Here is a 23163-nt window from a genome sequence, read left to right as displayed (position 1 = left end):
TCCGCTTCTTCAGCCGTTTTCGCCTTGTCTCGCCTTGTCTCGCCTTGTCTCGCCTTGGCTCGCCTTGGCTCGCGAGACTTTGAACAGGTCTTGGGCGGCCTTGTCGATTCTACTACGGATCAGCCGCGGGCGGCCGCGCGCTTGTGGCGCCAGATTTCGATCAGGCCCGGCAGGAAGGAAACCAGGATGATGCCGAAGATCAGCAATTCCAGGTTCTTGCGCACGAAGGGCAGGTTGCCGAAGAAGTAGCCGGCGTAAGTGAAGCCGACCACCCAGGCGATGGCGCCCACCACGTTGTAGCGCAGGAACTGCGGGTAGTGCATCTTGCCGATGCCGGCGACGAAGGGCGCGAAGGTGCGCACGATGGGCACGAAGCGGGCGAAGATGATGGTCTTGCCGCCGTGGCGTTCGTAGAAGGCGTGGGTCCGGTCCAGATATTGCGGCTTCAGGATGCGCGGAAACTTGTCGAACAGCTTCATGCCGACGTTGCGGCCGATGGCGTAGTTGGTCGCGTCGCCGAGAATGGCGGCGACGATCAGGAGCAGCACCAGCAAGTGCGGGTTCATCTGGCCCATGGCCGCCAGCGCGCCGGCGACGAACAGCAGCGAGTCGCCGGGCAGGAAGGGGGTGACCACCAGCCCGGTTTCGCAGAACACGATCAGAAACAGGATGGCGTAGATCCAGAGGCCGTAGGCGGCCACCAGCTGGGACAGATGAGTGTCGATGTGCAGGATGAAGTCGATCAGAAAAGTGATGGCTTCCATGATGTCGTTGCGCTCGGTCTGGGGGTACTTGGGTTGGAAGTAGCGCTGGCCGGACAAGCCGGCCAGCCATCAGAACCTTTTCAATGAGGCTCTATGCGGGAAATGGTCAGACGACCGCTTCCTCTTTTGGTTTCACCGGTTTGATCATGTGCTCGCGCTTCACGCCCAGCCACAGGGCGATCGGGCTGGCGACCAGCACCGACGAGTAGATGCCGAACACGATGCCGATGGTCAGCGCCATGGCGAAGCCGTGCAGCGCCGGGCCGCCGAACAGCAGCATGGACACCACCATCATCTCGGTGGAGAAGTGGGTGATGATGGTGCGGCTCATCGTGGCGGTGATGGCGTTGTCGATGACCTCGGCCACGCTGTGGCCCTTCATGCCCGGCTTGCGGAAGTTCTCGCGAATCCGGTCGAACACCACCACCGATTCGTTGACCGAGTAGCCCAGCACCGCCAGGATGCCGGCCAGCACGGTCAGCGAAAACTCCCAGCGGAAGAAGGCGAAGCAACCGAGGATGATCACCACGTCGTGCATGTTGGCGATGATGGCCGCGATGGCGAAGCGCCATTCAAAGCGGATGGCCAGGTAGATCATGATGCCCACGCACACCAGGATGGTGGCGGTCAGGCCATGGGTCACCAGCTCCTCGCCCACGCTGGGGCCGACGAAGTCCACCTTGCGCAGCTGCACGCCGCTGTCGCCGGCCTTGAGCATGGCCATCACTTTTTCCGACAGCTGGGCGGAGGTGACGCCCGGCTTGTTGGGCAGGCGTATCATCACGTCGCGGCTGCTGCCCAGGCTCTGCACGGTGGATTCGCCCAGCTTCAGCTCGTCCACCTTGTCGCGGATGGCGCCAAGGTCGGCGGACTGCTGGTACTGCACTTCCAGCACGGTGCCGCCGGTGAACTCGACGCTGTAGTTCAGGCCGCGGGTGGCCAGGAAGAATATGGCCAGGAGGAAGGTCACCAGCGAGATGGTCGTGGTGAGCCGGCCGTAGCTCATGAACGGGATGTCCCGTTTGATGCGGAAAAGCTCCATGTCCGGTCCTTATCCTTTGTTTTCCGGTTTCCACACCTGGCCGATGGCCAGCGTGGTCAGTTTGCGGCGGCGGCCGTACCACAGGTTGACCAGGCTGCGGGAAATCACCACCGCGGAGAACATCGAGGTCAGGATGCCCAGGCTGTGAACCACGGCGAAGCCGCGCACCGCGCCGGAACCGAAGATCAGCAGCGCGAGGCCGGCGATCAGCGTGGTGACGTTGGAGTCCAGAATGGTGTGCCAGGCGTGGGTGTAGCCGGCCTGGATCGCCGAGTGCGGCGGCACGCCGTTGCGCAGTTCCTCGCGGATGCGCTCGTTGATCAGCACGTTGGCGTCGATGGCCATGCCCAGCGCCAGCGCGATGGCGGCGATGCCGGGCAGGGTCAGCGTGGCCTGGATCATCGACAACAGCGCCAGCAGCAGGAACACGTTGATCGCCAGCGACAGCGCGGAGAACACGCCGAACATGCCGTAGTACAGGATCATGAAGGTGGCGATGGCGGCGAAGCCCCACAGCGTGGCGTGGAAGCCCTTCTCGATGTTTTCCTGACCCAGGCTGGGACCGACGGTGCGCTCTTCGACGATGTTCATCGGCGCGGCCAGCGAACCGGCGCGCAACAGCAGCGCGGTGTCGTTGGCTTCGGCCGGGTTCATGCTGCCGGAGATCTGCACGCGGCCGCCGCCGATTTCGGAGCGGATCACCGGCGCGGTGACCACTTCGGCGCGGCCTTTTTCCACCAGCACCATTGCCATGCGGCGGCCGATGTTCTCGGCAGTCACCTGGCGGAAGATGGAGGCGCCGGTGGCGTCCAGATTGATGTGGACGGCGGGCGCGCCGTTCTCGTCGAAGCCGGCCTGAGCGTCGTTGATATTGTCGCCGGTCAGCTCCACGTCCTTGCGCACCAGGATTTTCTGTACGCCGCGGGAAGAGGCTTCGTCCAGCAGCTCGTAGCCGGCGGGCACGCTGCCGGCCATGGCGTCGGCCATCTTGCTCGGATCGTCCTCCACCATGCGCACTTCCAGCGTGGCGGTGCGGCCGATGATGTCCTTGGCGCGGGCGGTGTCCTGGATGCCGGGCAGCTGCACCACGATGCGGTTGGGGCCGTTCTGCTGAATGATGGGCTCGGAAGTGCCCAGTTCGTTGACGCGGTTATGCAGGGTGGTGATGTTCTGTTTGACCGCGTCGCCCTGGATCTTGGTGATCTCTTCCGGCTTCAGGGTCAGCGTCAGCCGGTAGTTGCTGTCGTCGCTCTTGACGGTGAGCGAGGGCAGGCTGCGGTAGACCACGTCCTGGGTGGATTTCAGCGTTTCGGCGTCGCGCAGCTGCACTTCCAGCGTGTTGCCGTTGCGCTTGATCGCGCCGTAGCGGACTTTCTTGTTCTTCAGCTCGCGGCGCAGGTCGCCGGCGTAGCGTTCCATCGTTTTGTCGATGGCGGCTTTCATGTCCACTTCCAGCAGGAAGTGCACGCCGCCGCGCAGGTCGAGGCCGAGGAACATCGGGTGCGCCTTCAGGCTGGTCAGCCAGGCGGGGGAGGCGGACAGCAGGTTCAGCGCGATGATGTAGTTGTCGCCCAGCGCGTGCTGGATGGCGTCGCGCGCCTTCAACTGGGTGTCGGCGTCCTTGAAGCGGACTCGCAGGCTGGTGCCGTCAAGGAACAGGCCGTCGGGAGAGATGTTCTGCGCCTTCAGCGCCTCTTCCACGCGCGTCATCACGGCGGTGTCCACCGGAATGGATTGGCGCGAGCTGGAGACCTGGACCGCGGGAGTCTCGCCGTAGAAATTGGGCAGCGTGTAGATCGCGGAAAGGATCAGGGCCACCGCAATGACGAGGTATTTCCAAAGAGGGTAGCGGTTCATGTTTTAGTTCGGGAAAAGAAAATGAACCGGCCACCGGCAGCGCGCTGCGGTGGCCGTCGGCCGAGTCCTTACAGGGACTTCAGCGTGCCTTTTTCCAGCTTGGCGGAAACCGAGCCGCGCTGAACGGTGATTTCCACGCCGTTGGCGATTTCCAGCGTCAGGAATTGTTCGCCGATCTTGGCCACGCGGCCTACGATGCCGCCTTGGGTGGCGACTTCATCGCCCTTCTGGATTTCCGACAGCATCTTCTGATGCTCTTTCATGCGCTTCTGCTGCGGGCGCACCATCAGGAACCAGAACAGCACGAAGATGGCGATCATAGGCAGGAAGCCCATCAGGTCGAAACCTCCTACTGCGGCGCCGGTGTTGGCGAAGGCGGGGCTGATAAAGGACATCAAACTACTCCCTTAGATTATGTATTGTTATGGCTGGTCAAAATAAACGGACCATTGTAGCCATGCTGGTCCGCTTTTTCCAATGCTTGCAACGGTCAGGCCTGTGACAGGCCAACCGCGCAGGTGGTTCCTCAGTTGACGCCGCGGGCGCGCTTGGCGGCGAACTCCAGGCGGAAGTCCTCGAAACGGTCTTCCTCGATGGCGCGGCGCATCTGGCGCATCAACTCCTGGTAATAGTGCAGGTTGTGGATGGTGTTGAGGCGGGCGCCCAGAATCTCGCCGACGCGATGCAGGTGATGCAGGTAGGCGCGGCTGAAGTTGCGGCAGGCGTAGCACTCGCATTCCTCGTCCAGCGGGCGCTTGTCGTCCTTGTAGCGCGCGTTCTTGATCTTGACGTCGCCCCACTGGGTGAAGATCCAGCCGTTGCGCGCGTTGCGCGTCGGCATCACGCAATCGAACATGTCCACGCCGTTGGCCACGCCGTGCACCAGGTCTTCCGGCGTGCCCACGCCCATCAGGTAATGCGGCTTCTCCGCCGGCAGCATGTCTTTCAGCTCGGTCAGCATCCGGTACATTTCCGGCTTGGGCTCGCCCACCGACAGGCCGCCGATGGCGATGCCGTCGAAGCCGACCTGCATCAGGCCCTCCAGCGATTCCTGGCGCAAATCGGTATAAAGGTTGCCCTGCACGATGCCGAACAGCGCATTGGGGTTTTTCAGGTCGTCGAAGGCGCGGCGCGAGCGTTCGGCCCAGCGCAAGCTCATCTGCAGCGACTTCTGCGCGGTGGCGTGGTCCACCTGGCCCGGCGTGCACTCGTCCAGCTGCATCACGATGTCGGAGTTGAGCACGGTCTGGATCTTCATCGAGATCTCCGGGCTCAGGAACAGCTTGTCGCCGTTGATCGGGCTTTGGAAGGTGCAGCCTTCCTCGGTCAGCTTGCGCATGTCGGACAGGCTGAACACCTGGAAGCCGCCGGAGTCGGTGAGGATGGGCTTGTCCCAGCCGATGAACTCGTGCAGGCCGCCGAACTGCTCGACGATCTCCAGGCCCGGGCGCAGCCACAGGTGGAAAGTGTTGCCCAGGATGATCTGAGCGCCGATGTCGTTCAGCTCGACCGGGCTCATCGCCTTGACCGAGCCGTAAGTGCCCACCGGTTGGAACACCGGCGTCTCCACGGTGCCGTGGTTCAGCTCCAGCGTGCCGCGCCGCGCGCCGCCGGAGGTTTTGTGTACGGTAAACTTCAGCATGATTCGGGGATTGCTCTGGTATGTTTGTTTAGCAAAATCAGCCGGCTAGTATACCGTAAGCCGCGCCCGCTGGGGCTTTGTCGCAGTTTTCCCTTGGCGATGGATGAAAAAAACGCTTGCCAAGAAGGGCGGGCTTGTTTAGTATTCGCAGCTCGACGACAGGCACGTAGCTCAGCTGGTTAGAGCACCACCTTGACATGGTGGGGGTCGTTGGTTCGAGTCCAATCGTGCCTACCAAAATTCAAACGCATGGAGCGTTACAAGTGTACAACTTGCGAACTACCACAACCCGACATACTCACGCTAGCTGAGCCTTGCGGGTTGTTTCATGCAAAAAAAGTGCGGCTCAGGCCGCACTTTTTTTTTATCTTTCGGTTTCTAAAATTTCTCTCTCGCCTCGTTGGAGTTGACATGCCAGACATTCGCTTGCCGGACGGCTCGATCCGTTCGTTCGATAAACCGGTAACGGTTCATGAAGTGGCCGCATCCATCGGCGCCGGGCTGGCTCGCGCGGCGCTGGCCGGCCGCGTGGACGGCGCGCTGGTGGACACCTCTTACACCATCGATCGCAACGCCGACCTGGCCATCATCACCGACAAGGACGCGGACGGCCTGTCCATTATTCGTCACTCCACCGCCCACTTGCTGGCCTATGCCGTCAAGGAGCTGTTCCCGGAAGCCCAGGTCACCATCGGGCCCGAGATCGAAAACGGCTTCTACTACGACTTCGCCTACAAGCGCCCGTTCACGCCGGAAGACCTGGTGGCGATCGAGAAGAAAATGGCCGAGCTGGCGAAGAAGGACATCCCGGTGGAGCGTTACGAGCTGCCGCGCGACGAGGCCGTCGCTTACTTCAAGAGCATAGGCGAGGCCTACAAGGCCGAGATCATCGAATCCATCCCGCAGGGCGAGGTGCTGAGCCTGTACCGCGAGGGCGAATTCACCGACCTGTGCCGCGGCCCCCACGTGCCGTCCACCGGCAAGCTCAAGGTGTTCAAGCTGATGAAGGTGGCCGGCGCTTACTGGCGCGGCGACAGCAAGAATGAAATGCTGCAGCGCGTTTACGGCACCGCCTGGGCCAAGAAGGAAGACCTGGACGCCTACCTCTATATGCTGGAAGAGGCGGAGAAGCGCGACCATCGCAAGCTGGGCGTGCAGCTGGACCTGTTCCACCTGCAGGACGAGGCACCGGGCATGGTGTTCTGGCATCCCAAGGGCTGGCAGCTGTGGCAGAGCGTCGAGCAGTACATGCGCGACAAGCTGAACCGCGAAGGCTATAAGGAAATCCGCACCCCGATGATGATGGACGCCCATCTGTGGGAGCGTTCCGGCCACGCCGCCAACTACCGCGAGAACATGTTCATCACCGAATCGGAAAAGCGCGACTACGCGGTCAAGCCGATGAACTGCCCGGGCCATGTGCAAGTGTTCAACAGCGGTCTGCGTTCCTATCGCGATCTGCCGCTGCGCTACGCCGAATTCGGCTCCTGCCATCGCAACGAGCCGTCCGGCGCGCTGCACGGCATCATGCGCGTGCGCGGCTTCGTGCAGGACGACGGCCACATTTTCTGTACCGAAGACCAGATCAACCAGGAGGCCAAGGATTTCCACCGCCTGGTGATGGAAGTCTACGACCGTTTCGGCTTCGACAAGGTGTCGATCAAGCTGGCGCTGCGTCCGGAAAAACGCATCGGCGAAGAATCCACCTGGGATAAGGCCGAAGAAGGCATGCGCGAAGCGCTGCGCGCTTGCGGCGTGGAGTGGGAAGAGCTGCCGGGCGAGGGCGCGTTCTACGGTCCCAAGATCGAATACCACATCAAGGACGCGCTGGGCCGTTCCTGGCAGTGCGGCACCCTGCAGCTGGACTTCATGCTGCCGGAGCGTCTGGACGCCGAATACGTGGCCGACGACAATAGCCGCAAGCGCCCGGTGATGCTGCACCGCGCGGCGCTGGGTTCGCTGGAGCGCTTCCTCGGCATTCTGATCGAAAACCACGCCGGCGCCTTCCCCTTGTGGCTGGCTCCGGTGCAGATGGTGGTGATGAATATCACCGAAGCGCAGGCCGAATACGCGGCCGATGTGGCCGCCAAGCTGCGCGAACAAGGCTTCCGCGTCGATCTTGACTTGAGAAACGAGAAGATCGGCTATAAAATTCGCGAGCACAGTCTGCAAAAGTTGCCGTATCAGATCATCGTCGGCGACAAAGAGAAGGCTGGCGAGTTGGTTGCCGTTCGCTCCCGCGGGGAAGACCTGGGGCAGCTTACGCTGGATGCGCTGATCGCGCGCCTCAAGGCTGAGATGCCTGAGGCCTGATTCCGGCGGCGGCAGGCATTAAGTTTAGATTAATAGGAGATTTGGCTATAGCTCAGGAACGCGAAGCACGGATCAACGGCGAGATTACCGCCCGTGAAATTCGTCTGGTAGGTAAAGAAGGTGAGCAGATTGGTGTTGTCAGTCTGCGTGAGGCAATGGCGCTGGCGGAGGAAGGCGACGTGGATCTGGTGGAAATTTCCCCGACCGCGCAGCCTCCGGTATGCAAGCTGATGGACTACGGCAAGTACAAGTACGAGCAGTCCAAGAAGCGTCACGAAGCCAAGCAGAAGCAGAAACAGGTTCAGATCAAGGAAATCAAGTTCCGTCCGGGCACCGACGACGGCGACTACAACGTCAAGTTGCGCAACTTGACCCGATTCCTGGCTGACGGCGACAAGGCCAAGGTCACCCTGCGCTTCCGCGGTCGTGAGATGGCCCACCAGAACATCGGTTTGGAGTTGCTTAAGCGTGTCGAAGCCGATTTGTCCGAAATTGCGGTTGTGGAGCAGTTTCCCAAGCTGGAAGGCCGCCAGATGGTCATGATGATTGCGCCGAAGAAGAAATAATCGGTATAATCATCAAATTGACACGGCAGGGTTCGCTCTGCCGTGTTGATTTTGTAGGTCGGCAACGATCTGCCCAAAAGCGTGACACGATGGTTTTTCAAGCGCTTCCGGACTTTGTTCGGCAGCCACCTCGCGTCTAATCTAATCAAAATTCAGCAGGAGCAGTCCATGCCGAAAATGAAAACCAAGTCGAGCGCGAAAAAGCGTCTCAAAGTACTGGGCAATGGTGGTGTAAAGCGCTCTTACGCGTTCAAGCGTCACATCCTGACCAAGAAAACCACCAAGAACAAGCGCCAACTGCGTGGCACTACCATGGTAGATAGCACCAATATGGCCTCTGTTCGCGCAATGATGCCCTACGCTTAAGGAGACTAAGATATGCCACGCGTAAAACGCGGTGTAACCGCTCGTGCTCGTCACAAGAAAATCCTCGCACTGGCGAAAGGCTATCGCGGCCGCCGGAAGAACGTCTATCGCATCGCCAAACAGGCGGTGATGAAAGCCGGTCAATACGCCTACCGTGACCGTCGTCAGAAAAAGCGTCAGTTCCGTCAACTGTGGATTGCTCGTATCAATGCAGCTGCTCGTGAAAACGGCCTGCCGTACAGCAAATTCATGAACGGCCTGAAAAAAGCCTCTATCGAAATCGACCGCAAGGTCCTGGCCGACCTGGCCGTGTTCGACAAGCCGGCTTTTGCACAGATCGTCGAAAAGGCGAAAGCAAGCCTCGCTGCTTAATCGCCCGGACGGATCAAAAGGGAGGCAATCTTGCCTCCCTTTTTTTTGATGCGGCCCGGCCGCAACATGACTCAAGATCAAGACGGTTGGCCAGACTCGCCCGAGCTCTGGGGCGCGTGTGGCCAGCTTTCTTTCGCATACGGTGTGGAACACGATGAACAACGTTGACGCGATTCTCCAATCCGGCCTGACCGCGGTAGCCGCGGCGGCCGATCTCGTTGAACTGGAGCAGGTCAAGGCCCGCTATCTGGGCAAGAGCGGCGAGTTGACCGAACTCCTGAAACAGCTGGGCAAGCTGCCCGCCGAAGAGCGCAAGGCCGCCGGCGCCACCATCAATGTGGCCAAGCAGGCTTTCGAAGCCGCGCACAAGCAGCGCCTCGATCAATTGAACGCCGCCAAGCTGGAGGCGCAACTGGCCGCCGAGGCGCTGGACGTGACCCTGCCGGGGCGCGGCAGCAACGGCGGCGGTCTGCATCCGGTGGCGCTGACGCTGGAACGCATCGCCGGCCTGTTCCGCACCATGGGCTTCGAAGTGGCGGACGGTCCAGAGATCGAAACCGACTTCTATAATTTCCAGGCGCTGAACATCCCGGAAAACCATCCCGCGCGGGCGATGGCCGACACCTTCTACGTGGAAGGCGGCGACGTGCTGCGCACCCATACCAGCCCGATCCAGGCGCGCTTCATGATGAACAATCAGCCGCCGATCAAGATCGTGGCCCCGGGCCGGGTGTATCGCGTGGACTCCGACGCCACCCATTCGCCGATGTTCCATCAGATGGAAGGCCTGTGGGTGGAAGAGGGCGTGTCCTTCGCCGATCTCAAGGCGGTGGTCACCGACTTCCTGCGCCGTTTCTTCGAGCGCGACGATCTGCAAGTGCGCTTCCGTCCGTCCTTCTTCCCGTTCACCGAACCGTCGGCGGAAATCGACGTGCTGGGCGAACGCGGCTGGCTGGAGGTGGGCGGCTGCGGCATGGTGCACCCCAATGTGTTGCGTAATGTCAACATCGATCCGGAGAAGTACACCGGCTTCGCCTTCGGCATCGGTCTCGATCGTTTCGCCATGCTGCGCTACGGCGTCAACGACCTGCGGCTGTTCTTCGAGAACGACCTCAACTTCCTGAGACAGTTCAACTGATCGCGTACGGAGCCGAATACTATGCAATTTTCCGAACAATGGCTGAGAAGCTGGGTTAATCCGTCGCTGAGCACCGACGAACTGTCCTACCTGCTGACCATGGCGGGTCTGGAAGTGGAAGAAGTCAACGCCGCCGCGCCGGCCTTCAGCGGCGTGGTGGTGGCCGAAGTCAAGGAAGTGGCCAAGCACGAAAACGCCGACCGCCTGCGCGTGACCAAGGTGGACGTGGGCGCGGGCGAACTGGTGCAGATCGTCTGCGGCGCGCCCAATGTCGCCGTCGGCCTGAAAGTGCCGTGCGCCTTGCCCGGCGCCGCGCTGCCCGGCGATTTCAAGATCAAGCCGACCAAGATGCGCGGCGTGGAATCCAACGGCATGTTGTGCTCCGGCAAGGAACTGGGCGTGCCGGACGAAGTCGACGGCCTGCTGGTGCTGCCGGCCGACGCGCCGACGGGTCAGAGCATACGCGACTACCTGGGCCTGGACGACCAGCTGTTCACGCTGAAGATCACCCCCAACCGCGCCGACTGCCTGTCCATCCGCGGCATCGCCCGCGAAGTGGCGGCGCTGACCGGCGCCGAACTCTCGCCGGTGGCCATTCCCGCGGTGGCGCCGGTGATCGACGACGCCTTGCCGGTGAGCATAGACGCCAAGTCGGGCTGCGGCCGTTACCTGGGCCGCGTGCTCAAGGGCGTCAACGCCGCCGCCGCCACGCCGGAGTGGATGCGTCGCCGCCTTGAGCGCGCCGGCCTGCGTTCGATTTCCGCCGTGGTCGACATCACCAACTACGTGTTGCTGGAACAAGGCCAACCGATGCACGCCTTCGACCTGGCCAAGCTGGACGGCGGCATCGTCGCGCGCATGGCCAAGGACGGCGAAGAGCTGCTGTGCCTGAACGAAAAAACCGTCAAGCTCAAGCCGGATTACATGGTGATCGCGGACCAGGGCAAGGCGCTGGCCATCGCCGGCGTCATGGGTGGCGAACACAGCGGCGTGACGACCGCCAGCGCCGACATCTTCCTGGAAAGCGCCTTCTTCGCGCCGGAAGCGATCGCCGGCAAGGCGCGCGAGCTGGGCTTCGGTTCGGACTCCTCCTTCCGTTACGAGCGCGGCGTGGACTTCCAGCTGCAACGCGAAGCGATGGAGCGCGCCACCCGTCTGGTGCTGGACATCTGCGGCGGCCAGCCGGGTCCGGTGGTGGAGGCGCTGGCCGAACTGCCGCAGCGCGGCGAGGTCAAGCTGCGCGTGTCGCGCTGCGCCAAGCTGCTGGGCGTCGCCCTGAGCAGCGAACAGATCGGCGAGATCCTGAGCCGGCTGGGCCTGAGCCATCGCCTGGACGGCGAGGTCTTCACCGTGGAGGCGCCGTCCTTCCGTTTCGACATCGCGATCGAGGAAGACCTGATCGAGGAAGTGGCGCGGGTTTACGGCTACGACGCGATCCCGTCCGACGCGCCGCGCTCCGGCATGCGCATGCTGGCGCAGCGCGAAGAGCTGCGCCCGCGCGATCAGATCCGCCACCTGCTGGCGGGCCGCGACTACCAGGAAATCGTCAGCTACGCTTTTGTAGACGAAGCCTGGGAGCGCGATTTCGCCGCCAACGAGCAGCCGGTGCGGCTGATCAACCCGATCGCCTCGCAGATGAGCGTGATGCGCTCCACGCTGATCGGCGGCCTGGTCGACGTGCTGGTGGGCAACCTCAACCGCAAGCAGCCGCGCGTGCGCGTGTTCGAAGTGGCGCGCGTGTTCAAGAAATCCGCCGACTGGTTCGACCAGCCGGAAAAAGTGGCCGGCCTCGCCTGGGGTCCGCGTCTGCCCGAGCAATGGGGCGCCAAGGCCGAGCGCGTTGATTTCTTCGACGTCAAAGCCGATGTCGAGGCGCTGTTGCATCCGCAACAAGCCAGCTTCCGCAAGGCCGCGCATCCGGCCTTCCATCCGGGCCGCTGCGCCGAAGTGCTGGTGGACGGCGTCGTGGTGGGCGTGATCGGCGAACTGCATCCCAAGTGGGCGCAGCAATACGATCTGTCCAGCGCGCCGGTGTTGTTCGAGCTGGACCTGGCGGCGGCGGAAGCGCGGCGGCCGATCAAGGCGCAGCCGGTGAGCAAGTTCCAGGCGGTGCGCCGCGATCTGGCCCTGGTGGTGGACGAGGCGGTGGAAACGGCCCAATTGTTGGCCTGCTTCGCCAAGCACGGCGCCGCCATCGTCAGCGAAGTGGCTTTGTTCGACGTGTATCGCGGCAAAGGCGTGGAAGAAGGCAAGAAGAGTCTGGCCTTCCGCGTGATGTTGCAGGACAATAGCCGCACGCTGACCGACGAAGACGTGGAGCCGGCGCTCAAGGCCCTGCTGGACGGCGTAGCCGCCGAGCTGGGCGCTCAGCTGCGCTGAGCCCAAGGCGTGGAGCCCGCCGCGTGGTCGGCGGGCTTTTGAATGATTAGAAATATTGATGTGTGAGAGGGTGACATGACTTTGACCAAGGCTGAGCTGGCCGACATGCTGTTCGATCAAGTGGGACTGAACAAGCGTGAAGCCAAGGACATGGTTGAATCGTTCTTTGAGGAAATCCGCCAGGCTCTGGAGTCCGGCGATTCCGTCAAATTGTCCGGTTTCGGCAATTTCCAATTGCGCGACAAGCCGCAGCGTCCGGGCCGCAACCCCAAGACCGGGGAAGAGATTCCCATCACCGCGCGACGTGTGGTAACGTTCCACGCTAGTCAGAAACTCAAGGGAATGGTCGAGCAATTCCATGCCAACAAGCAAGGCTGATCTGCCGTCGATACCGTCCAAGCGTTACTTCACCATCAGCGAAGTGAGCGAGCTCACCGGCGTCAAGCCGCATGTGCTGCGCTATTGGGAGCAGGAGTTCTCCCAATTGCGCCAGGTGAAGCGCCGCGGCAACCGCCGCTATTACCAACATCACGAAGTGTTATTGGTCAGGCGCATTCGCGGTTTGTTATATGACGACGGGTTTACCATTCACGGGGCGCGCCAGCGCCTGGGCGCGGACGGCCAGGAAGTGCGTCCGGCCACGGCTCAGGAGGTGAGAACCGAGCTGGAGGCAATTTTGGAATGGCTCGATTCAGGGCTTGGCAAAAATTAAAAAGCAGTTTAGAATACGTTTCTCTCGAGTCGGGGCGTAGCGCAGCCTGGTAGCGCACCTGCATGGGGTGCAGGGGGTCGGAAGTTCGAATCTTCTCGCCCCGACCAAAGAATTCCAAAAGTATCAAATATTTAAAGCTCTGCATTTGCAGGGCTTTTTTTATTTTCTCTGTAAAATATTAGAAATCCTTCTAATATCATCCCTCTTCGCGGTCAAACTGAGGCGGTTGATTCCGCCGAATCTCCCATTGCGCGGCCGGCGGCGGCGAACCATTTCCCCCCGTGCTTGCCGTATTCCAGCGGCCGTCGCAAATGCGCGCGGCCGCGTGTCGTCGACTTTTGTGAGGATTGCCATGTTGCATGTCGTTGCCGTGATTACCGCCAAGCCGGGACAGCGCGCCGAGATCTTGCGCGAACTGAATGCGATCGTGCCCCGGGTGCGCGAGGAAGAGGGCTGCATCGAATACGGTCCGGCTCTGGATCACGCGGATTCGCCGCAGCCGTTTGGGGCGGACAGCCTGGTGGTGATGGAGAAGTGGGAAAGCAAGGCGGCGCTGGACCGGCATCTGGACGCGCCGGCGCTGCGCGCCTTCATCGCCGCGACCGAGGGCGCGGTTGCCGGTCTGTCGGTGCATGTGTTGAACCCGGTCTAGCCGGTCGTATCCGTTCTCAGCCGGCTTAGCCGGCTATTTTTTTGGGCAGGGCTAGGCCGGCGACGCTTCTATTGGCAGCCGCTGCAGCTCGCCGTTGAAAAAGCTGCGTTCGCCGCGGCGCAGGGAGGGCAGCAAGGCCTGGAGGCGGGACAGCGCGTCGGCGGCCTCCTGGCCGGCGCCTTGCTCATGCAGCAGAAACCAGGCGGCCTCCAGCAGTAGATTGGCTTGCTGCAAGGGCGGGAAGGCGGCGTTGCCTGCGAGCTGCTCGTCCAGCGCCAGTACCGCCGCCGCGGACCAGCGGCTGAAGCCCTTGGCCGGAGACAGCGAGGCGTGCAAGGGCTGCAGCGCCGCGATGGCGGTTTCCAGCGACAGCGGCTGTTGGGCGCGGAAGGCCGCCAGGCTGCGCGAGCGCGGCGGCGGGCAGTTGCCGCGGGCGATGCGCAGAATGAAGATCAGGTTCCAGGCGGAGCCGCTGCCGTAGCCGAAGCGGTCGCAAATCCATTCGGACAGCCCAAGCCAGCGCATCGCCTGCAACTGCACCGCGCCCACTTGTTGTTCCCGTTCCGGGTCGATCAGGCTCTGCTGCCAGAACAGCCACAGGCACCAGCCGATATTGGCGGCCACATGCTGGGCGGCGTCGATGGAATCCGCCTCGTAAGCCGCCTCCAGCGCGCCGCTCAGCGCCTGCAGCGCCGCGCCGGCCTCGCCTTGCTGGCGCGCGACGCCGGCGCCGCTGGTGGCGGCGTGCTTGTGCAACAGGGCCATCAGGTTCAGGCATTCGAAGCGCACGCGCGGGTTGTAGCGGAATACCGGCTGTAGCTCCGGCGAGGTTTGCAGATGCTCCAGCATGGTCCGCGCCGCGTCGGCGTCGCCGTGGGAATAACGCTCCCAGGCTTTGACGATGCAGGCCATCGCGGCGAAGGTCGGGTGGGCGTGATGCACGCTGCCGGCGTCCAGCACCCGGTCCAGCCGTTTCAGCGCGCTGCGGCTGCCATCCAGCTGGGCGCTGCGGCGCCAGGCCAGGCTTTCCTTCATCAAGGCCAGCGCCTGCTGAAAATCGTCGCCGGCGAACTGGCGCGCGACGTGGAAGGATTCCGCCACCTGACGGCTGGGCCGGCGTCCGAAGCCGTCGTATTCATCGCGGATCGCTTGCGCCATCTGTTGCCAGAAGCGCATATCGCGCATCAGGTAGGACAGGTCGCCGGCCGGACTTTCCGGCCGTTCCCGGCGCAGGCCGAGGAAGTGCTCCAGCCAATCCCGCTCCACTTCGGCGCCGTCGGCGCGGAAGCGCAGCCGCGACGCCATGCCGGCCGCCAGCCAGAACGGGCCGCGGCTGCGCCCGTTCAGCGGCAGGGTGGCGATGGGCTGGCCGCGCGCGGCGCCCCAGCCCGCTTGCACGCCCCAGCGCGCGAAATCGGCGAAGGCGCGCGAGATCAGCATGCGGATATTGTTCTGGCCGGGAAATCCCAGCCGCAAGGCGGAGGCGGACACCGCGCCGTCGCCGAAATGGTGGGCGTGCCAGAGCCGGGCCAGCAGCCAGACGGATTGGCCGCGGGCGGCTTCGCCGTTGACCTGGTAGGGGGCGGTTAACTCGATTTCGATGGCGTCGGAGGCTTCGGTCATGGTTGGCTCGGGCCGCTTGCGGATTGGGCTGGATGGAAGGCCGGCGGCGCTTGCGACAGGCGCTTGTCGGCGGAAGGCGTGATTCTACCGCTCCGCGTCGATGTTTTGACGGCGCCGGACGGTTGTTTGGCCGGGCGCGACGCCGCGGCGGGAGGGCGCGCTCACCAAAGCCGGTCGATTTCCCCCGGATGGAGCGCGATCTCGCAATGCTCGAAGCGCGCGGCCATCCGCTTGGCCCGGTCGCTGAAAAAGCAGGCCATCGTCGCCTTGTCGAACTGGCTGCTGGGAAACGGCGCGGCCGGCGTGCCGCCGATCAAGACGGCGCCGGGCAGCTCGTTCCAACCGCAGCTTTGGTAAAAGCGCCGCAAGGGCTTGTCGCAAGTGAAGACGCCGAGGTCGGCGCCGTTGGCCTGCATGGTTTCGCGCGCGGAGGCGGCCAACAGCCGCCCCAGGCCGCGGCTGCGGTCCTCGGGCTGGGTGACCATGCAACTGATGCCGCTGGCCTGAAAGTCTTCGCCGGCGTGGCGCAACGGCTTGTTGAGAATGTCCAGCGCCGACAGCACCCGGCGGTTCTCCACCAGCAGCAGCGACAGCGGCGCCAGCGCCGGGTCGTGGACGGGATCGGGGCCGGCCGGCGGCTCGCCGGGCCAGGCCAGGTTTTGCAGCGCCAGCACTTGCATGCGCAGTTCGGCGGGCACTTCCGCTTCGGGAAAGATCAGAATCTCCATAAGCTGGCTCTTCTCGCAATGGACGGGTATGGTCGACCTTCATGATAACAGCGTTGACGACGCGGCCGGACCTGGCCCGGTCGGCGGCGACAAGGAGAGCCCATGTCTTCACAGCCTCAAGCCTGTCTCTGGCTGGATCAAAGCCCCGCCGAGCCGCGCTGGCCGCCGTTGGCCCAGTCCGCGCGCTGCGACGTGGCGGTGATAGGCGGCGGCTATACCGGCCTGTGGACCGCCTACTACCTCAAGCGGATGGCGCCGGAACTGGAGGTGGCGCTGCTGGAGGCGGAAAGCTGCGGCTGGGGCGCGTCCGGGCGCAACGGCGGCTGGCTGATCGGCGGGCTGGCCGGGCAGGAAGCCCATTTGCGCGGCCTGGACGGCGAGCGGCGCGAACAGGCGCGCCGGCGGCTGTTCGGCATCGTCGACGAGGTGGCCGCGGTATTGGCGCGCGAGGGCATCGAGTGCGATTTCGCCCATGGCGGCGTCTTGTACGCGGCGGCGCGCTATCCGGAGCAGGAGGCGGCGGGACGGCGCTGGCTGCGCGAACTGCGGCGGGCGGGGCACGGCGAAGCCGACTTTCGTTGGCTGGAGCGCGAGGAAGCGCAGTCGCAGCTGGGCGCGCGCGATGTGCGCGGCGGAGTGTTTTCGCCTCATTGCGCGGTGATCCAGCCGGCCAGGCTGGCGCAAGGGCTGGCGCGGGCCGCGGCGCGCTTGGGGGTGCGCATTCACGAGCGCAGCCCGGTACGGCGGCTTGCTCCCGGCGTGGCGGGGCTGGACGGCTGCGAGCTGCGCGCCGACGTCATCGTGCCGGCGCTGGAGGGCGCGGCCAATCAGTTTCCTCTATTGGGGCGTTGCCTATTGCCGGTGCAGAGCCTGCTGCTGGCCACCGAGCCCTTGCCGGCGGCGCTGTGGGAGGAGATAGGCCTGGCGCGGCGGCAGGCCTTCGGCGATCTCAGCCGGATGGTGACTTACGGCCAGCGCAGCGCGGACGGGCGTCTGGTGTTCGGCGCGCGCGGCGGCTACCGGCTGGGCGGCCGCGCGCAGTGGGACTTCGATCCGGACGGCGCTGAGTTCGCGTGGCGCGAGCGTCTGTTGCGCCAGCTGTTTCCGGCGCTGGGCGCGGCGGCGGTGCAATACCGCTGGGGCGGCACCCTGGGGGTGGCGCGCGCCTTTACCCCCTACGCCATGTACGACCGGCGCGCCGGCATCGCCATGGCCGGCGGCTATGGCGGCGAGGGCGTGGGAGCGGCCAATCTGATGGGGCGCACGCTGGCGGAATGGATACTGGAGCGGGACGGCGATTTGACCTCCATGCCCTGGGTCGTGCCGGAGGGGCGTTTGGAGCGGGTGCGCCGCTGGGCGCCGGAACCCGTCCCCTGGTTGGGCTATCACCTGCTGCGCGGCGGCTACGCGCTGGAGGAGAGGTTGTGCGCCGGAAACGCCGCGCCGGCCTGGGCCCGACGGGGAGCGGGCAGGCTGGCCGCGGCGCTGGAGTCCTTGCTGGCCTGAAGGCCGGCGCGCGATAGGGGGAGGGCAGTCATGTTGCGACGCATTGGAGCCGTGATCTGGGTTTGCTGTGCGGCCTTGTCGGCGGAGGCGGCCGAAGAAAAGGTGCTGAACGTTTACAACTGGAGCCACTACATCGGCACGCAGACCTTGCGCCGTTTCGAGAGCGAGACCGGCATCAAGGTCCGCTACGACGTCTACGACAGCAATGAAATCCTGCAGGGCAAATTGCTGACCGGCCGCAGCGGCTACGATGTGGTGGGACCGTCGATGAGCTTTCTGGGCAATCAACTGGCGGCCGGCGTCTTTCAGCCGCTGGACAAGGCCAAGCTGCCCAATCATCGCCAACTGGACCCGGCGCTGCTGCGGCAACTGGCCGCCGCCGATCCGGGCACCCGCCACGCCGTGCCCTATTTGTGGGGCACCACCTCGGTGGCCGTCGACGAAGACCGGGCGCGGCGGGCGCTGGGCGGCCAGCCGCTGCCGGCCGACGCGCTGGCCTTGCTGTTCGATCCCGCCTATGCGGCGAAGCTTGGCGACTGCGGCGTCGCCATGATGATTTCGCCCAGCCAGGTGGTGGTGCAGGCGCTGATCTACCTGGGCAAGGATCCGGCCCTGAACCGGCCGGAGGACTTGGCGGCCGTCGCCGGCCTGTTGCGCGCGGTTCGACCCTATGTGCGAGTGTTCAGCTCCTCGCCCATCAACGACCTGGTCAACGGCGAGGTCTGCGCGGCGATGATTTACTCCGGCGACGCCTACATCGCCGCGCGCCGCGCGCGCGAGGCCAACAGCCCGCGCAAGATACGCTACCTGCTGTCCCCCAAGGGCGCCGAATTATGGATGGACACTTTCGCCATTCCCAAGGACGCGCCGCATCCGGACAACGCGCATCGTTTCCTCGATTTCATGATGCGGCCGGAAGTGATGGCGGACATCAGCAACGAGCTGTTCTATCCGAATGCCTTGCCGGCGACGCGGCCGCTGCTGGACCGCGCGCTGACGGCGGACCGCAACCTCTATCCGGACGCGGCGACGATGGCCAGGCTGCGCGGCCAGGGGCGGGTGCCGCCGGCGCTGCAAAGGGAGCGGGTGCGGCTGTTCAATCAGTTCAAGAACAATAGTTATCGCTGAAGACGTCCGCGGGCCGGCCCAGCAACTGGGCCGGCGTGCGGCCGAACTCCCGGCGGAAGGCGGCGATGAAGGCGCTGGGGCTGTCGTAGCCGCAGCGCCAGGCGGCGGCGCCGACCGCTTGGCCGGCCGACAGGTATTCCAGCGACTTCAACAGCCGCAGCCGGCGGCGCCAGGCCTGGAAGCTGAGCCCGGTCTGTTCCGGAAACAGGCGGCTCAGGCTGCGCCCGCTGAGGCCGGCCCATTGCGCCCAGTCGTCGCGCGAGCGCGGATCGTCGGGGGCGTCCGCCAGCGCGTCGGCGACGCGGCGCGCGCGCCGGTCTTGCGGCAAGGGCAGGTTCAGGCGCAAGGGCGGGCATTGCTCCAACTCGTCCAGCAAGACCTCCAGCAGCCGCTGTTGCCCGGGAAGGGGCGGAGCGGCGAAGTCCAGCGCGCGCCGCATGATGGCCGGCAGCAGCGCATCGCAGGCGATGGCTTGCGCGCTGGTCGGCAGCCGGACGCAGGCCGCGGCGGCGAAGTGCAGGCTGATGCCGTCTATCAGGCCGTGACGGTGGGAGGCGTGGCGCACGCCGGGGGGAATCCAGGCCAGGTGGCCGGGCGGCAGCCAGAGCCGGCCGCCGTCGGTGGCGATGCTCAGCACGCCGTGGCGCAGCAAGCTCAGCTGGCCGCTGTCATGGCTGTGCCAGGCTTCGGGATCGGCGGCGTCGTGGCGGATGCGGGCGGCGGCGAGCAACATGGGTTTGGCCTGTTTGAGATATTGCTAGGCATTATAGCGATAACGCGCCGTCGCGGCGGGGAGGGATACTGTCATCGTGGCGGCGCGGACTTTAGAGAGGCTGACAAAAACCAGTTTCGCGGCTGAGGCAGGTCGGCGCAACGCGGCATCCGGAGTTTGTTGGCCGCTCTTGGCCGCGCCGCCCAACGTCGACATCGTATCCCCATAAGGAGCAAGACCATGCAAGACACCGCTATCGCCGTGGTGCGTGAATTATTCGACTGCGCGTTGCTGCGCCCGGAGCTGGACGAGAGTCGCTTGGCGCGATTGGTGCATCCCGACTACCGCCAGCAGGCGGACGGCCGCAGTCTGGACTACGCCGATTTCGTCAAGCATCTGCGCCATCTGAAGCAGGCGTGCCACCGGGTCGGCCTGGAAATCCTCAGCTGGGCGGAGCAGGGCGAACGGCTGTTCACCCGTCATCTGGTCACCGCCGACAAGCGGGACGGCAGCCAGGTGCGCATGCTGGTCATCGCCGAGTTCCGCGTGCGCGACGGCATGGTGCGCGCCTGCGACGAACTGACGCATATGCTGAGCGGGGCGGCCGAGGACAGGGATCTGGGGTCTCGCCACTGATGCGGTTTGGCCGCATGACGTTGCGTTCGGGCATTCGCGCGTCTTGAACGCCGGCGGCATCGTTTTGCATGCGATGCCGTCGCGCTTATCCATTTCGCAATGGGGCGTCCCCCTAATATGAACGACGGCGGGGCGGCGGATGAGAGAGGGCAAAAAAAATGGACCCGGCGGGTCCATTCGATATGGCGGCGCTTGAATCAGGCTTCCGGCACGTTCAGCGAGTTGATGCTGAAGCCGGCGTCGACATAGGTGATTTCGCCGGTGATGCCCGAGGACAGATTGGACAGCAGGAAGGCGGCGGTGTTGCCCACTTCCTCGGTGGTGACGTTGCGGCGCAGACAGGATTGCCCGGCGGCCATGGCCAGCAGCTTGGAGAAGCCGGAAATGCCGGCGGCGGCCAGGGTCTTGATCGGGCCGGCGGAAATGCCGTTGACGCGGATGCCGTCCTTGCCCAGGCTGGCGGCCATGAAGCGCACCGAGGCCTCCAGGCTGGCCTTGGCCAGGCCCATCACATTGTAATTCGGGATCGCGCGCACCGCGCCCAGGTAGGACAGGGTCAGCAGCGCGGCGTTGCGGCCCTGCATCATCGGGCGCGCGGCCTTGGCCAGCGCCGGGAAACTGTAGGCGGACACGTCGTGGGCGGTCTGGAAGGCTTCGCGGCTCAGCGCGTCCAGGAAGTCGCCTTCCAGCGATTCGCGCGGGGCGAAGGCGATGGCGTGCACCAGGCCGTCCAGGCCGTCCCATTCCTTGCCGAGATCGGCGAACAATTTATTGATTTCTTCGTCGTTCTGCACGTCGCAGCGGAAAACCAGCTTGGAGCCGAAATCCGCGGCCATTTCGCGCACGCGGTCTTCCAGTTTGTCCACCACATAGGTGAACGCCAATTCCGCGCCTTCGCGATGACAGGCCTGGGCAATGCCGTAAGCGATGGAGCGGTTGGAGATCATGCCGGTAATCAGAATCTTTTTGCCTTGCAGAAAGCCCATTTGGAGTCCTTCTCGGAATAAACAGCTGCGCATTATACCGAAGCCCGGGCGTTTCAGCAGCGGCATTGTCGGCCAGGTCGGAGCCTTTCCGGTGGTATATAAGGAAAGAACGAAGCGCAAACCGGGCCGCGCGCGCCGGATTTCCGGTTGCTCCGGCAGTCCGCGCTTGCTACCATCACACATCAATTGCAGTCGATGCACCACCAAATAAATAGCGAGGAAACCATGAGCGATCTGATCCACCACGTAAGCGATGACAGTTTCGATACCGATGTTCTGAAAGCCGACCTGCCGGTGCTGGTTGATTACTGGGCCGAGTGGTGTGGTCCGTGCAAGATGATCGCTCCCATCCTGGACGAAGTGGCCAAGGAATACGAAGGCCGCCTGAAAGTGGTCAAGCTGAACATCGACCAGAACGAACTGACGCCGCCGAAATTCGGCATCCGCGGCATCCCGACACTGATGATTTTCAAGGACGGCCAAGTTGCCGCCACCAAGGTGGGCGCGCTGGCCAAGAGCCAGTTGACCGCCTTCATTGACAGCCAACTGTAAAGCGTCTATTCTCCAGCAAAATCTCAAAACGGGTAGCGATTGACGCGTTGCCCGTTCCATTTTTTACGCCACCCTCCGAATTCAGCGTTCCGCTAAATCGTTACCGAGTCGACCTACGGCTGCTATGCACTTATCTGATCTAAAACATCTTCATGTTTCCGAGCTCGTTGAAATGGCCATTTCCAACGAGATCGACGGGGCCAACCGACTGCGCAAGCAGGACTTGATCTTCGCCTTGCTGAAAAACCAGGCCAAAAAAGGCGAGAGCATTTTCGGCGAAGGTACCCTGGAAGTGCTGCCGGACGGTTTCGGTTTCCTGCGCAGCCCAGACACCTCCTATCTGGCCGGCCCGGACGACATCTATGTCAGCCCGTCGCAGATTCGTCGCTTCAACCTGCATACCGGCGATTCGATCGAAGGCGAGATCCGCACCCCGAAGGACGGCGAACGCTACTTCGCGCTGGTCAAGGTGGACAAGGTCAACGGCGAAGCGCCGGAGAACTCCAAGCACAAGATTCTGTTCGAGAACCTGACGCCGCTGTTCCCCACCGAGCAGTTCAAGCTTGAGCGCGACATCCGCGCCGAGGAAAACATCACCGGCCGCATCATCGACCTGATCTCGCCGATCGGCAAGGGCCAGCGCGGCCTGCTGGTGGCGCCGCCGAAGTCCGGCAAGACCGTGATGCTGCAACACATCGCCCACGCCATCACCGCCAATCACCCGGAAGCGGTGCTGATCGTGCTGCTGATCGACGAGCGTCCGGAAGAAGTGACCGAGATGCAACGCTCGGTCAAGGGCGAAGTGGTGTCGTCCACCTTCGACGAGCCGGCCACCCGTCACGTGCAAGTGGCCGAGATGGTGATCGAGAAGGCCAAGCGCCTGGTGGAGCACAAAAAGGACGTGGTAATCCTGCTGGACTCCATCACCCGTCTGGCGCGCGCTTACAACACCGTGGTGCCGGCCTCCGGCAAGGTGCTGACCGGCGGCGTGGACGCCAACGCGCTGCAACGCCCGAAGCGCTTCTTCGGCGCCGCGCGCAATGTGGAAGAGGGCGGCAGCCTGACCATCATCGCCACCGCGCTGATCGATACCGGCAGCCGCATGGACGATGTGATCTACGAGGAATTCAAGGGCACCGGCAACAGCGAGATCCATCTGGAGCGCCGCATGGCCGAGAAGCGCATCTTCCCGGCGCTGAACATCAACCGCTCCGGCACCCGTCGCGAAGAGCTGCTGATTCCGCAGGATCAGCTGCAGCGGATCTGGGTGTTGCGCAAGCTGCTCTACCCGATGGACGACCTGGAAGCGATGGAATTCCTGCAGGACAAGATCAAGGCCACCAAGTCGAACCAGCAGTTCTTCGACTCGATGCGCCGCTAAGAGCGTTCGGACACGCTCAGCAATGCCAGGCTCGCCGCCTGGCATTTTTTTTGCCCGCGTCCGCCGGCGCCGCTCAGGCCCCGGCGCGCGGGATTTTTGTTAATACCG

Annotated in this window: 23 protein-coding genes and 2 tRNA genes; 16 read left to right on the top strand and 9 right to left on the bottom strand. The window is 63.8% G+C overall.

Features of this window, described 5'->3' with window-relative positions; all coding sequences use genetic code 11:
• Positions 1 to 119: 119 nt before the first annotated feature.
• The 5 genes from VK98_RS09975 to tgt form a co-directional block, all read right to left on the bottom strand.
• The gene (locus VK98_RS09975; RefSeq protein ID WP_048413891.1) at positions 120 to 764 is read right to left on the bottom strand and encodes a DedA family protein; all 645 of its coding nucleotides are present in this window, start codon (positions 762 to 764) and stop codon (positions 120 to 122) included.
• A 106-nt stretch (positions 765 to 870) separates the two neighbouring features.
• Positions 871 to 1806 (bottom strand): protein translocase subunit SecF, encoded by a 936-nt coding sequence (gene secF / locus VK98_RS09970; RefSeq protein WP_048413876.1) that lies wholly within the window; start codon positions 1804 to 1806, stop codon positions 871 to 873.
• A 9-nt stretch (positions 1807 to 1815) separates the two neighbouring features.
• Positions 1816 to 3663 carry a protein translocase subunit SecD gene (gene secD / locus VK98_RS09965; protein WP_048413875.1) on the bottom strand — a complete coding sequence of 616 codons (1848 nt, stop codon included), beginning with the start codon at positions 3661 to 3663 and terminating at the stop codon, positions 1816 to 1818.
• Positions 3664 to 3731: 68 nt separating this feature from the next.
• The gene (gene yajC / locus VK98_RS09960) at positions 3732 to 4058 is read right to left on the bottom strand and encodes a preprotein translocase subunit YajC (RefSeq protein WP_043633815.1); all 327 of its coding nucleotides are present in this window, start codon (positions 4056 to 4058) and stop codon (positions 3732 to 3734) included.
• A 131-nt stretch (positions 4059 to 4189) separates the two neighbouring features.
• Complete coding sequence (tgt, locus tag VK98_RS09955; protein WP_019103236.1) at positions 4190 to 5305, bottom strand: tRNA guanosine(34) transglycosylase Tgt; 1116 nt, start codon at positions 5303 to 5305, stop codon at positions 4190 to 4192.
• Positions 5306 to 5465: 160 nt separating this feature from the next.
• Between tgt and VK98_RS09950 the strand changes: the two genes are divergently transcribed.
• From VK98_RS09950 to VK98_RS09900, 11 genes are all read left to right on the top strand, one after another.
• Positions 5466 to 5542 (top strand) — tRNA-Val (locus VK98_RS09950).
• 174 nt (positions 5543 to 5716) lie between these two features.
• A complete protein-coding gene (gene thrS / locus VK98_RS09945) occupies positions 5717 to 7618 on the top strand; it encodes a threonine--tRNA ligase (protein ID WP_048413874.1) in 1902 nt (633 codons plus the stop codon).
• Between the two features lie 41 nt (positions 7619 to 7659).
• A complete protein-coding gene (gene infC, locus VK98_RS09940) occupies positions 7660 to 8184 on the top strand; it encodes a translation initiation factor IF-3 (RefSeq protein ID WP_081556240.1) in 525 nt (174 codons plus the stop codon).
• 168 nt (positions 8185 to 8352) lie between these two features.
• Positions 8353 to 8550, top strand: a complete 198-nt coding sequence (rpmI, locus tag VK98_RS09935) for a 50S ribosomal protein L35 (RefSeq protein ID WP_019103239.1) — start codon at positions 8353 to 8355, stop codon at positions 8548 to 8550.
• A gap of 12 nt (positions 8551 to 8562) precedes the next feature.
• Entirely contained in the window at positions 8563 to 8922 is a 360-nt protein-coding gene (gene rplT, locus VK98_RS09930; protein WP_019103240.1) for a 50S ribosomal protein L20, read from the top strand.
• 154 nt (positions 8923 to 9076) lie between these two features.
• Complete coding sequence (gene pheS, locus VK98_RS09925; protein WP_048413873.1) at positions 9077 to 10060, top strand: phenylalanine--tRNA ligase subunit alpha; 984 nt, start codon at positions 9077 to 9079, stop codon at positions 10058 to 10060.
• A 21-nt stretch (positions 10061 to 10081) separates the two neighbouring features.
• On the top strand, positions 10082 to 12439 hold the full coding sequence (gene pheT, locus VK98_RS09920; protein ID WP_048413872.1) for a phenylalanine--tRNA ligase subunit beta: 2358 nt from the start codon (positions 10082 to 10084) through the stop codon (positions 12437 to 12439).
• A gap of 75 nt (positions 12440 to 12514) precedes the next feature.
• On the top strand, positions 12515 to 12817 hold the full coding sequence (locus VK98_RS09915; RefSeq protein ID WP_019103243.1) for an integration host factor subunit alpha: 303 nt from the start codon (positions 12515 to 12517) through the stop codon (positions 12815 to 12817).
• Positions 12798 to 13151, top strand: coding sequence for a MerR family transcriptional regulator (locus VK98_RS09910; protein ID WP_019103244.1), 354 nt, complete (start codon positions 12798 to 12800; stop codon positions 13149 to 13151). Before VK98_RS09915 ends, VK98_RS09910 begins: the two co-directional genes overlap by 20 nt.
• A gap of 30 nt (positions 13152 to 13181) precedes the next feature.
• Positions 13182 to 13258 (top strand) — tRNA-Pro (locus tag VK98_RS09905).
• A 245-nt stretch (positions 13259 to 13503) separates the two neighbouring features.
• Entirely contained in the window at positions 13504 to 13803 is a 300-nt protein-coding gene (locus VK98_RS09900) for a putative quinol monooxygenase (protein ID WP_048413871.1), read from the top strand.
• 51 nt (positions 13804 to 13854) lie between these two features.
• Here the strand turns inward: VK98_RS09900 and VK98_RS09895 are convergent, their stop codons facing one another.
• Both VK98_RS09895 and VK98_RS09890 read right to left on the bottom strand, forming a co-directional pair.
• Complete coding sequence (locus VK98_RS09895) at positions 13855 to 15426, bottom strand: hypothetical protein (protein ID WP_048413870.1); 1572 nt, start codon at positions 15424 to 15426, stop codon at positions 13855 to 13857.
• 161 nt (positions 15427 to 15587) lie between these two features.
• Entirely contained in the window at positions 15588 to 16154 is a 567-nt protein-coding gene (locus VK98_RS09890) for a GNAT family N-acetyltransferase (protein ID WP_048413869.1), read from the bottom strand.
• Between the two features lie 102 nt (positions 16155 to 16256).
• Between VK98_RS09890 and VK98_RS09885 the strand changes: the two genes are divergently transcribed.
• Together VK98_RS09885 and VK98_RS09880 are read left to right on the top strand one after the other, a co-directional pair.
• The gene (locus VK98_RS09885; protein ID WP_048413868.1) at positions 16257 to 17660 is read left to right on the top strand and encodes an FAD-binding oxidoreductase; all 1404 of its coding nucleotides are present in this window, start codon (positions 16257 to 16259) and stop codon (positions 17658 to 17660) included.
• A 30-nt stretch (positions 17661 to 17690) separates the two neighbouring features.
• On the top strand, positions 17691 to 18788 hold the full coding sequence (locus VK98_RS09880; protein ID WP_082158872.1) for a polyamine ABC transporter substrate-binding protein: 1098 nt from the start codon (positions 17691 to 17693) through the stop codon (positions 18786 to 18788).
• Here VK98_RS09880 and VK98_RS09875 read toward each other — a convergent pair.
• Positions 18766 to 19521, bottom strand: coding sequence for a helix-turn-helix transcriptional regulator (locus VK98_RS09875; RefSeq protein ID WP_048413867.1), 756 nt, complete (start codon positions 19519 to 19521; stop codon positions 18766 to 18768). The two genes, VK98_RS09880 and VK98_RS09875, sit on opposite strands and share 23 nt — an antisense overlap.
• A gap of 219 nt (positions 19522 to 19740) precedes the next feature.
• On the opposite strand from VK98_RS09875, the gene VK98_RS09870 reads away from it, so the two are divergent.
• Positions 19741 to 20136: a nuclear transport factor 2 family protein gene (locus VK98_RS09870; RefSeq protein WP_048413866.1), complete on the top strand. Its 396-nt coding sequence runs from the start codon at positions 19741 to 19743 to the stop codon at positions 20134 to 20136.
• Positions 20137 to 20333: 197 nt separating this feature from the next.
• Here VK98_RS09870 and fabI read toward each other — a convergent pair whose 3' ends face one another.
• On the bottom strand, positions 20334 to 21122 hold the full coding sequence (gene fabI / locus VK98_RS09865; RefSeq protein WP_043591772.1) for an enoyl-ACP reductase FabI: 789 nt from the start codon (positions 21120 to 21122) through the stop codon (positions 20334 to 20336).
• Positions 21123 to 21347: 225 nt separating this feature from the next.
• Here fabI and trxA point away from each other — a divergent pair, with 225 nt between their 5' ends.
• Entirely contained in the window at positions 21348 to 21674 is a 327-nt protein-coding gene (gene trxA, locus VK98_RS09860) for a thioredoxin TrxA (RefSeq protein ID WP_039755088.1), read from the top strand.
• A gap of 124 nt (positions 21675 to 21798) precedes the next feature.
• Entirely contained in the window at positions 21799 to 23055 is a 1257-nt protein-coding gene (gene rho, locus VK98_RS09855; RefSeq protein ID WP_043591613.1) for a transcription termination factor Rho, read from the top strand.
• The last annotated feature ends 108 nt before the right edge of the window (positions 23056 to 23163 follow it).

Origin of the sequence: Chromobacterium sp. LK11 (assembly GCF_001043705.1) — a bacterium.
GTDB lineage: Bacteria > Pseudomonadota > Gammaproteobacteria > Burkholderiales > Chromobacteriaceae > Chromobacterium > Chromobacterium alkanivorans.
Note: the sequence above shows the minus strand (reverse complement) of the source record. Positions and strands in the feature narration are given on the sequence as shown.

Bases quoted from the DNA above. Each gene is read 5' to 3' on its own strand.
- pheT (WP_048413872.1), top strand. From the start codon at position 10,082: ATGCAATTTTCCGAACAATGGCTGAGAAGCTGGGTTAATCCGTCGCTG.
- thrS (WP_048413874.1), top strand. From the start codon at position 5,717: ATGCCAGACATTCGCTTGCCGGACGGCTCGATCCGTTCGTTCGATAAA.
- VK98_RS09885 (WP_048413868.1), top strand. From the start codon at position 16,257: ATGTCTTCACAGCCTCAAGCCTGTCTCTGGCTGGATCAAAGCCCCGCC.
- VK98_RS09880 (WP_082158872.1), top strand. From the start codon at position 17,691: ATGTTGCGACGCATTGGAGCCGTGATCTGGGTTTGCTGTGCGGCCTTG.
- tgt (WP_019103236.1), bottom strand. From the start codon at position 5,305: ATGCTGAAGTTTACCGTACACAAAACCTCCGGCGGCGCGCGGCGCGGC.
- trxA (WP_039755088.1), top strand. From the start codon at position 21,348: ATGAGCGATCTGATCCACCACGTAAGCGATGACAGTTTCGATACCGAT.
- rpmI (WP_019103239.1), top strand. From the start codon at position 8,353: ATGCCGAAAATGAAAACCAAGTCGAGCGCGAAAAAGCGTCTCAAAGTA.
- rho (WP_043591613.1), top strand. From the start codon at position 21,799: ATGCACTTATCTGATCTAAAACATCTTCATGTTTCCGAGCTCGTTGAA.
- VK98_RS09915 (WP_019103243.1), top strand. From the start codon at position 12,515: ATGACTTTGACCAAGGCTGAGCTGGCCGACATGCTGTTCGATCAAGTG.
- VK98_RS09875 (WP_048413867.1), bottom strand. From the start codon at position 19,521: ATGTTGCTCGCCGCCGCCCGCATCCGCCACGACGCCGCCGATCCCGAA.
- rplT (WP_019103240.1), top strand. From the start codon at position 8,563: ATGCCACGCGTAAAACGCGGTGTAACCGCTCGTGCTCGTCACAAGAAA.
- VK98_RS09900 (WP_048413871.1), top strand. From the start codon at position 13,504: ATGTTGCATGTCGTTGCCGTGATTACCGCCAAGCCGGGACAGCGCGCC.
- VK98_RS09975 (WP_048413891.1), bottom strand. From the start codon at position 764: ATGGAAGCCATCACTTTTCTGATCGACTTCATCCTGCACATCGACACT.
- fabI (WP_043591772.1), bottom strand. From the start codon at position 21,122: ATGGGCTTTCTGCAAGGCAAAAAGATTCTGATTACCGGCATGATCTCC.
- VK98_RS09895 (WP_048413870.1), bottom strand. From the start codon at position 15,426: ATGACCGAAGCCTCCGACGCCATCGAAATCGAGTTAACCGCCCCCTAC.
- pheS (WP_048413873.1), top strand. From the start codon at position 9,077: ATGAACAACGTTGACGCGATTCTCCAATCCGGCCTGACCGCGGTAGCC.
- VK98_RS09910 (WP_019103244.1), top strand. From the start codon at position 12,798: ATGCCAACAAGCAAGGCTGATCTGCCGTCGATACCGTCCAAGCGTTAC.
- VK98_RS09870 (WP_048413866.1), top strand. From the start codon at position 19,741: ATGCAAGACACCGCTATCGCCGTGGTGCGTGAATTATTCGACTGCGCG.
- yajC (WP_043633815.1), bottom strand. From the start codon at position 4,058: ATGTCCTTTATCAGCCCCGCCTTCGCCAACACCGGCGCCGCAGTAGGA.
- VK98_RS09890 (WP_048413869.1), bottom strand. From the start codon at position 16,154: ATGGAGATTCTGATCTTTCCCGAAGCGGAAGTGCCCGCCGAACTGCGC.
- secD (WP_048413875.1), bottom strand. From the start codon at position 3,663: ATGAACCGCTACCCTCTTTGGAAATACCTCGTCATTGCGGTGGCCCTG.
- secF (WP_048413876.1), bottom strand. From the start codon at position 1,806: ATGGAGCTTTTCCGCATCAAACGGGACATCCCGTTCATGAGCTACGGC.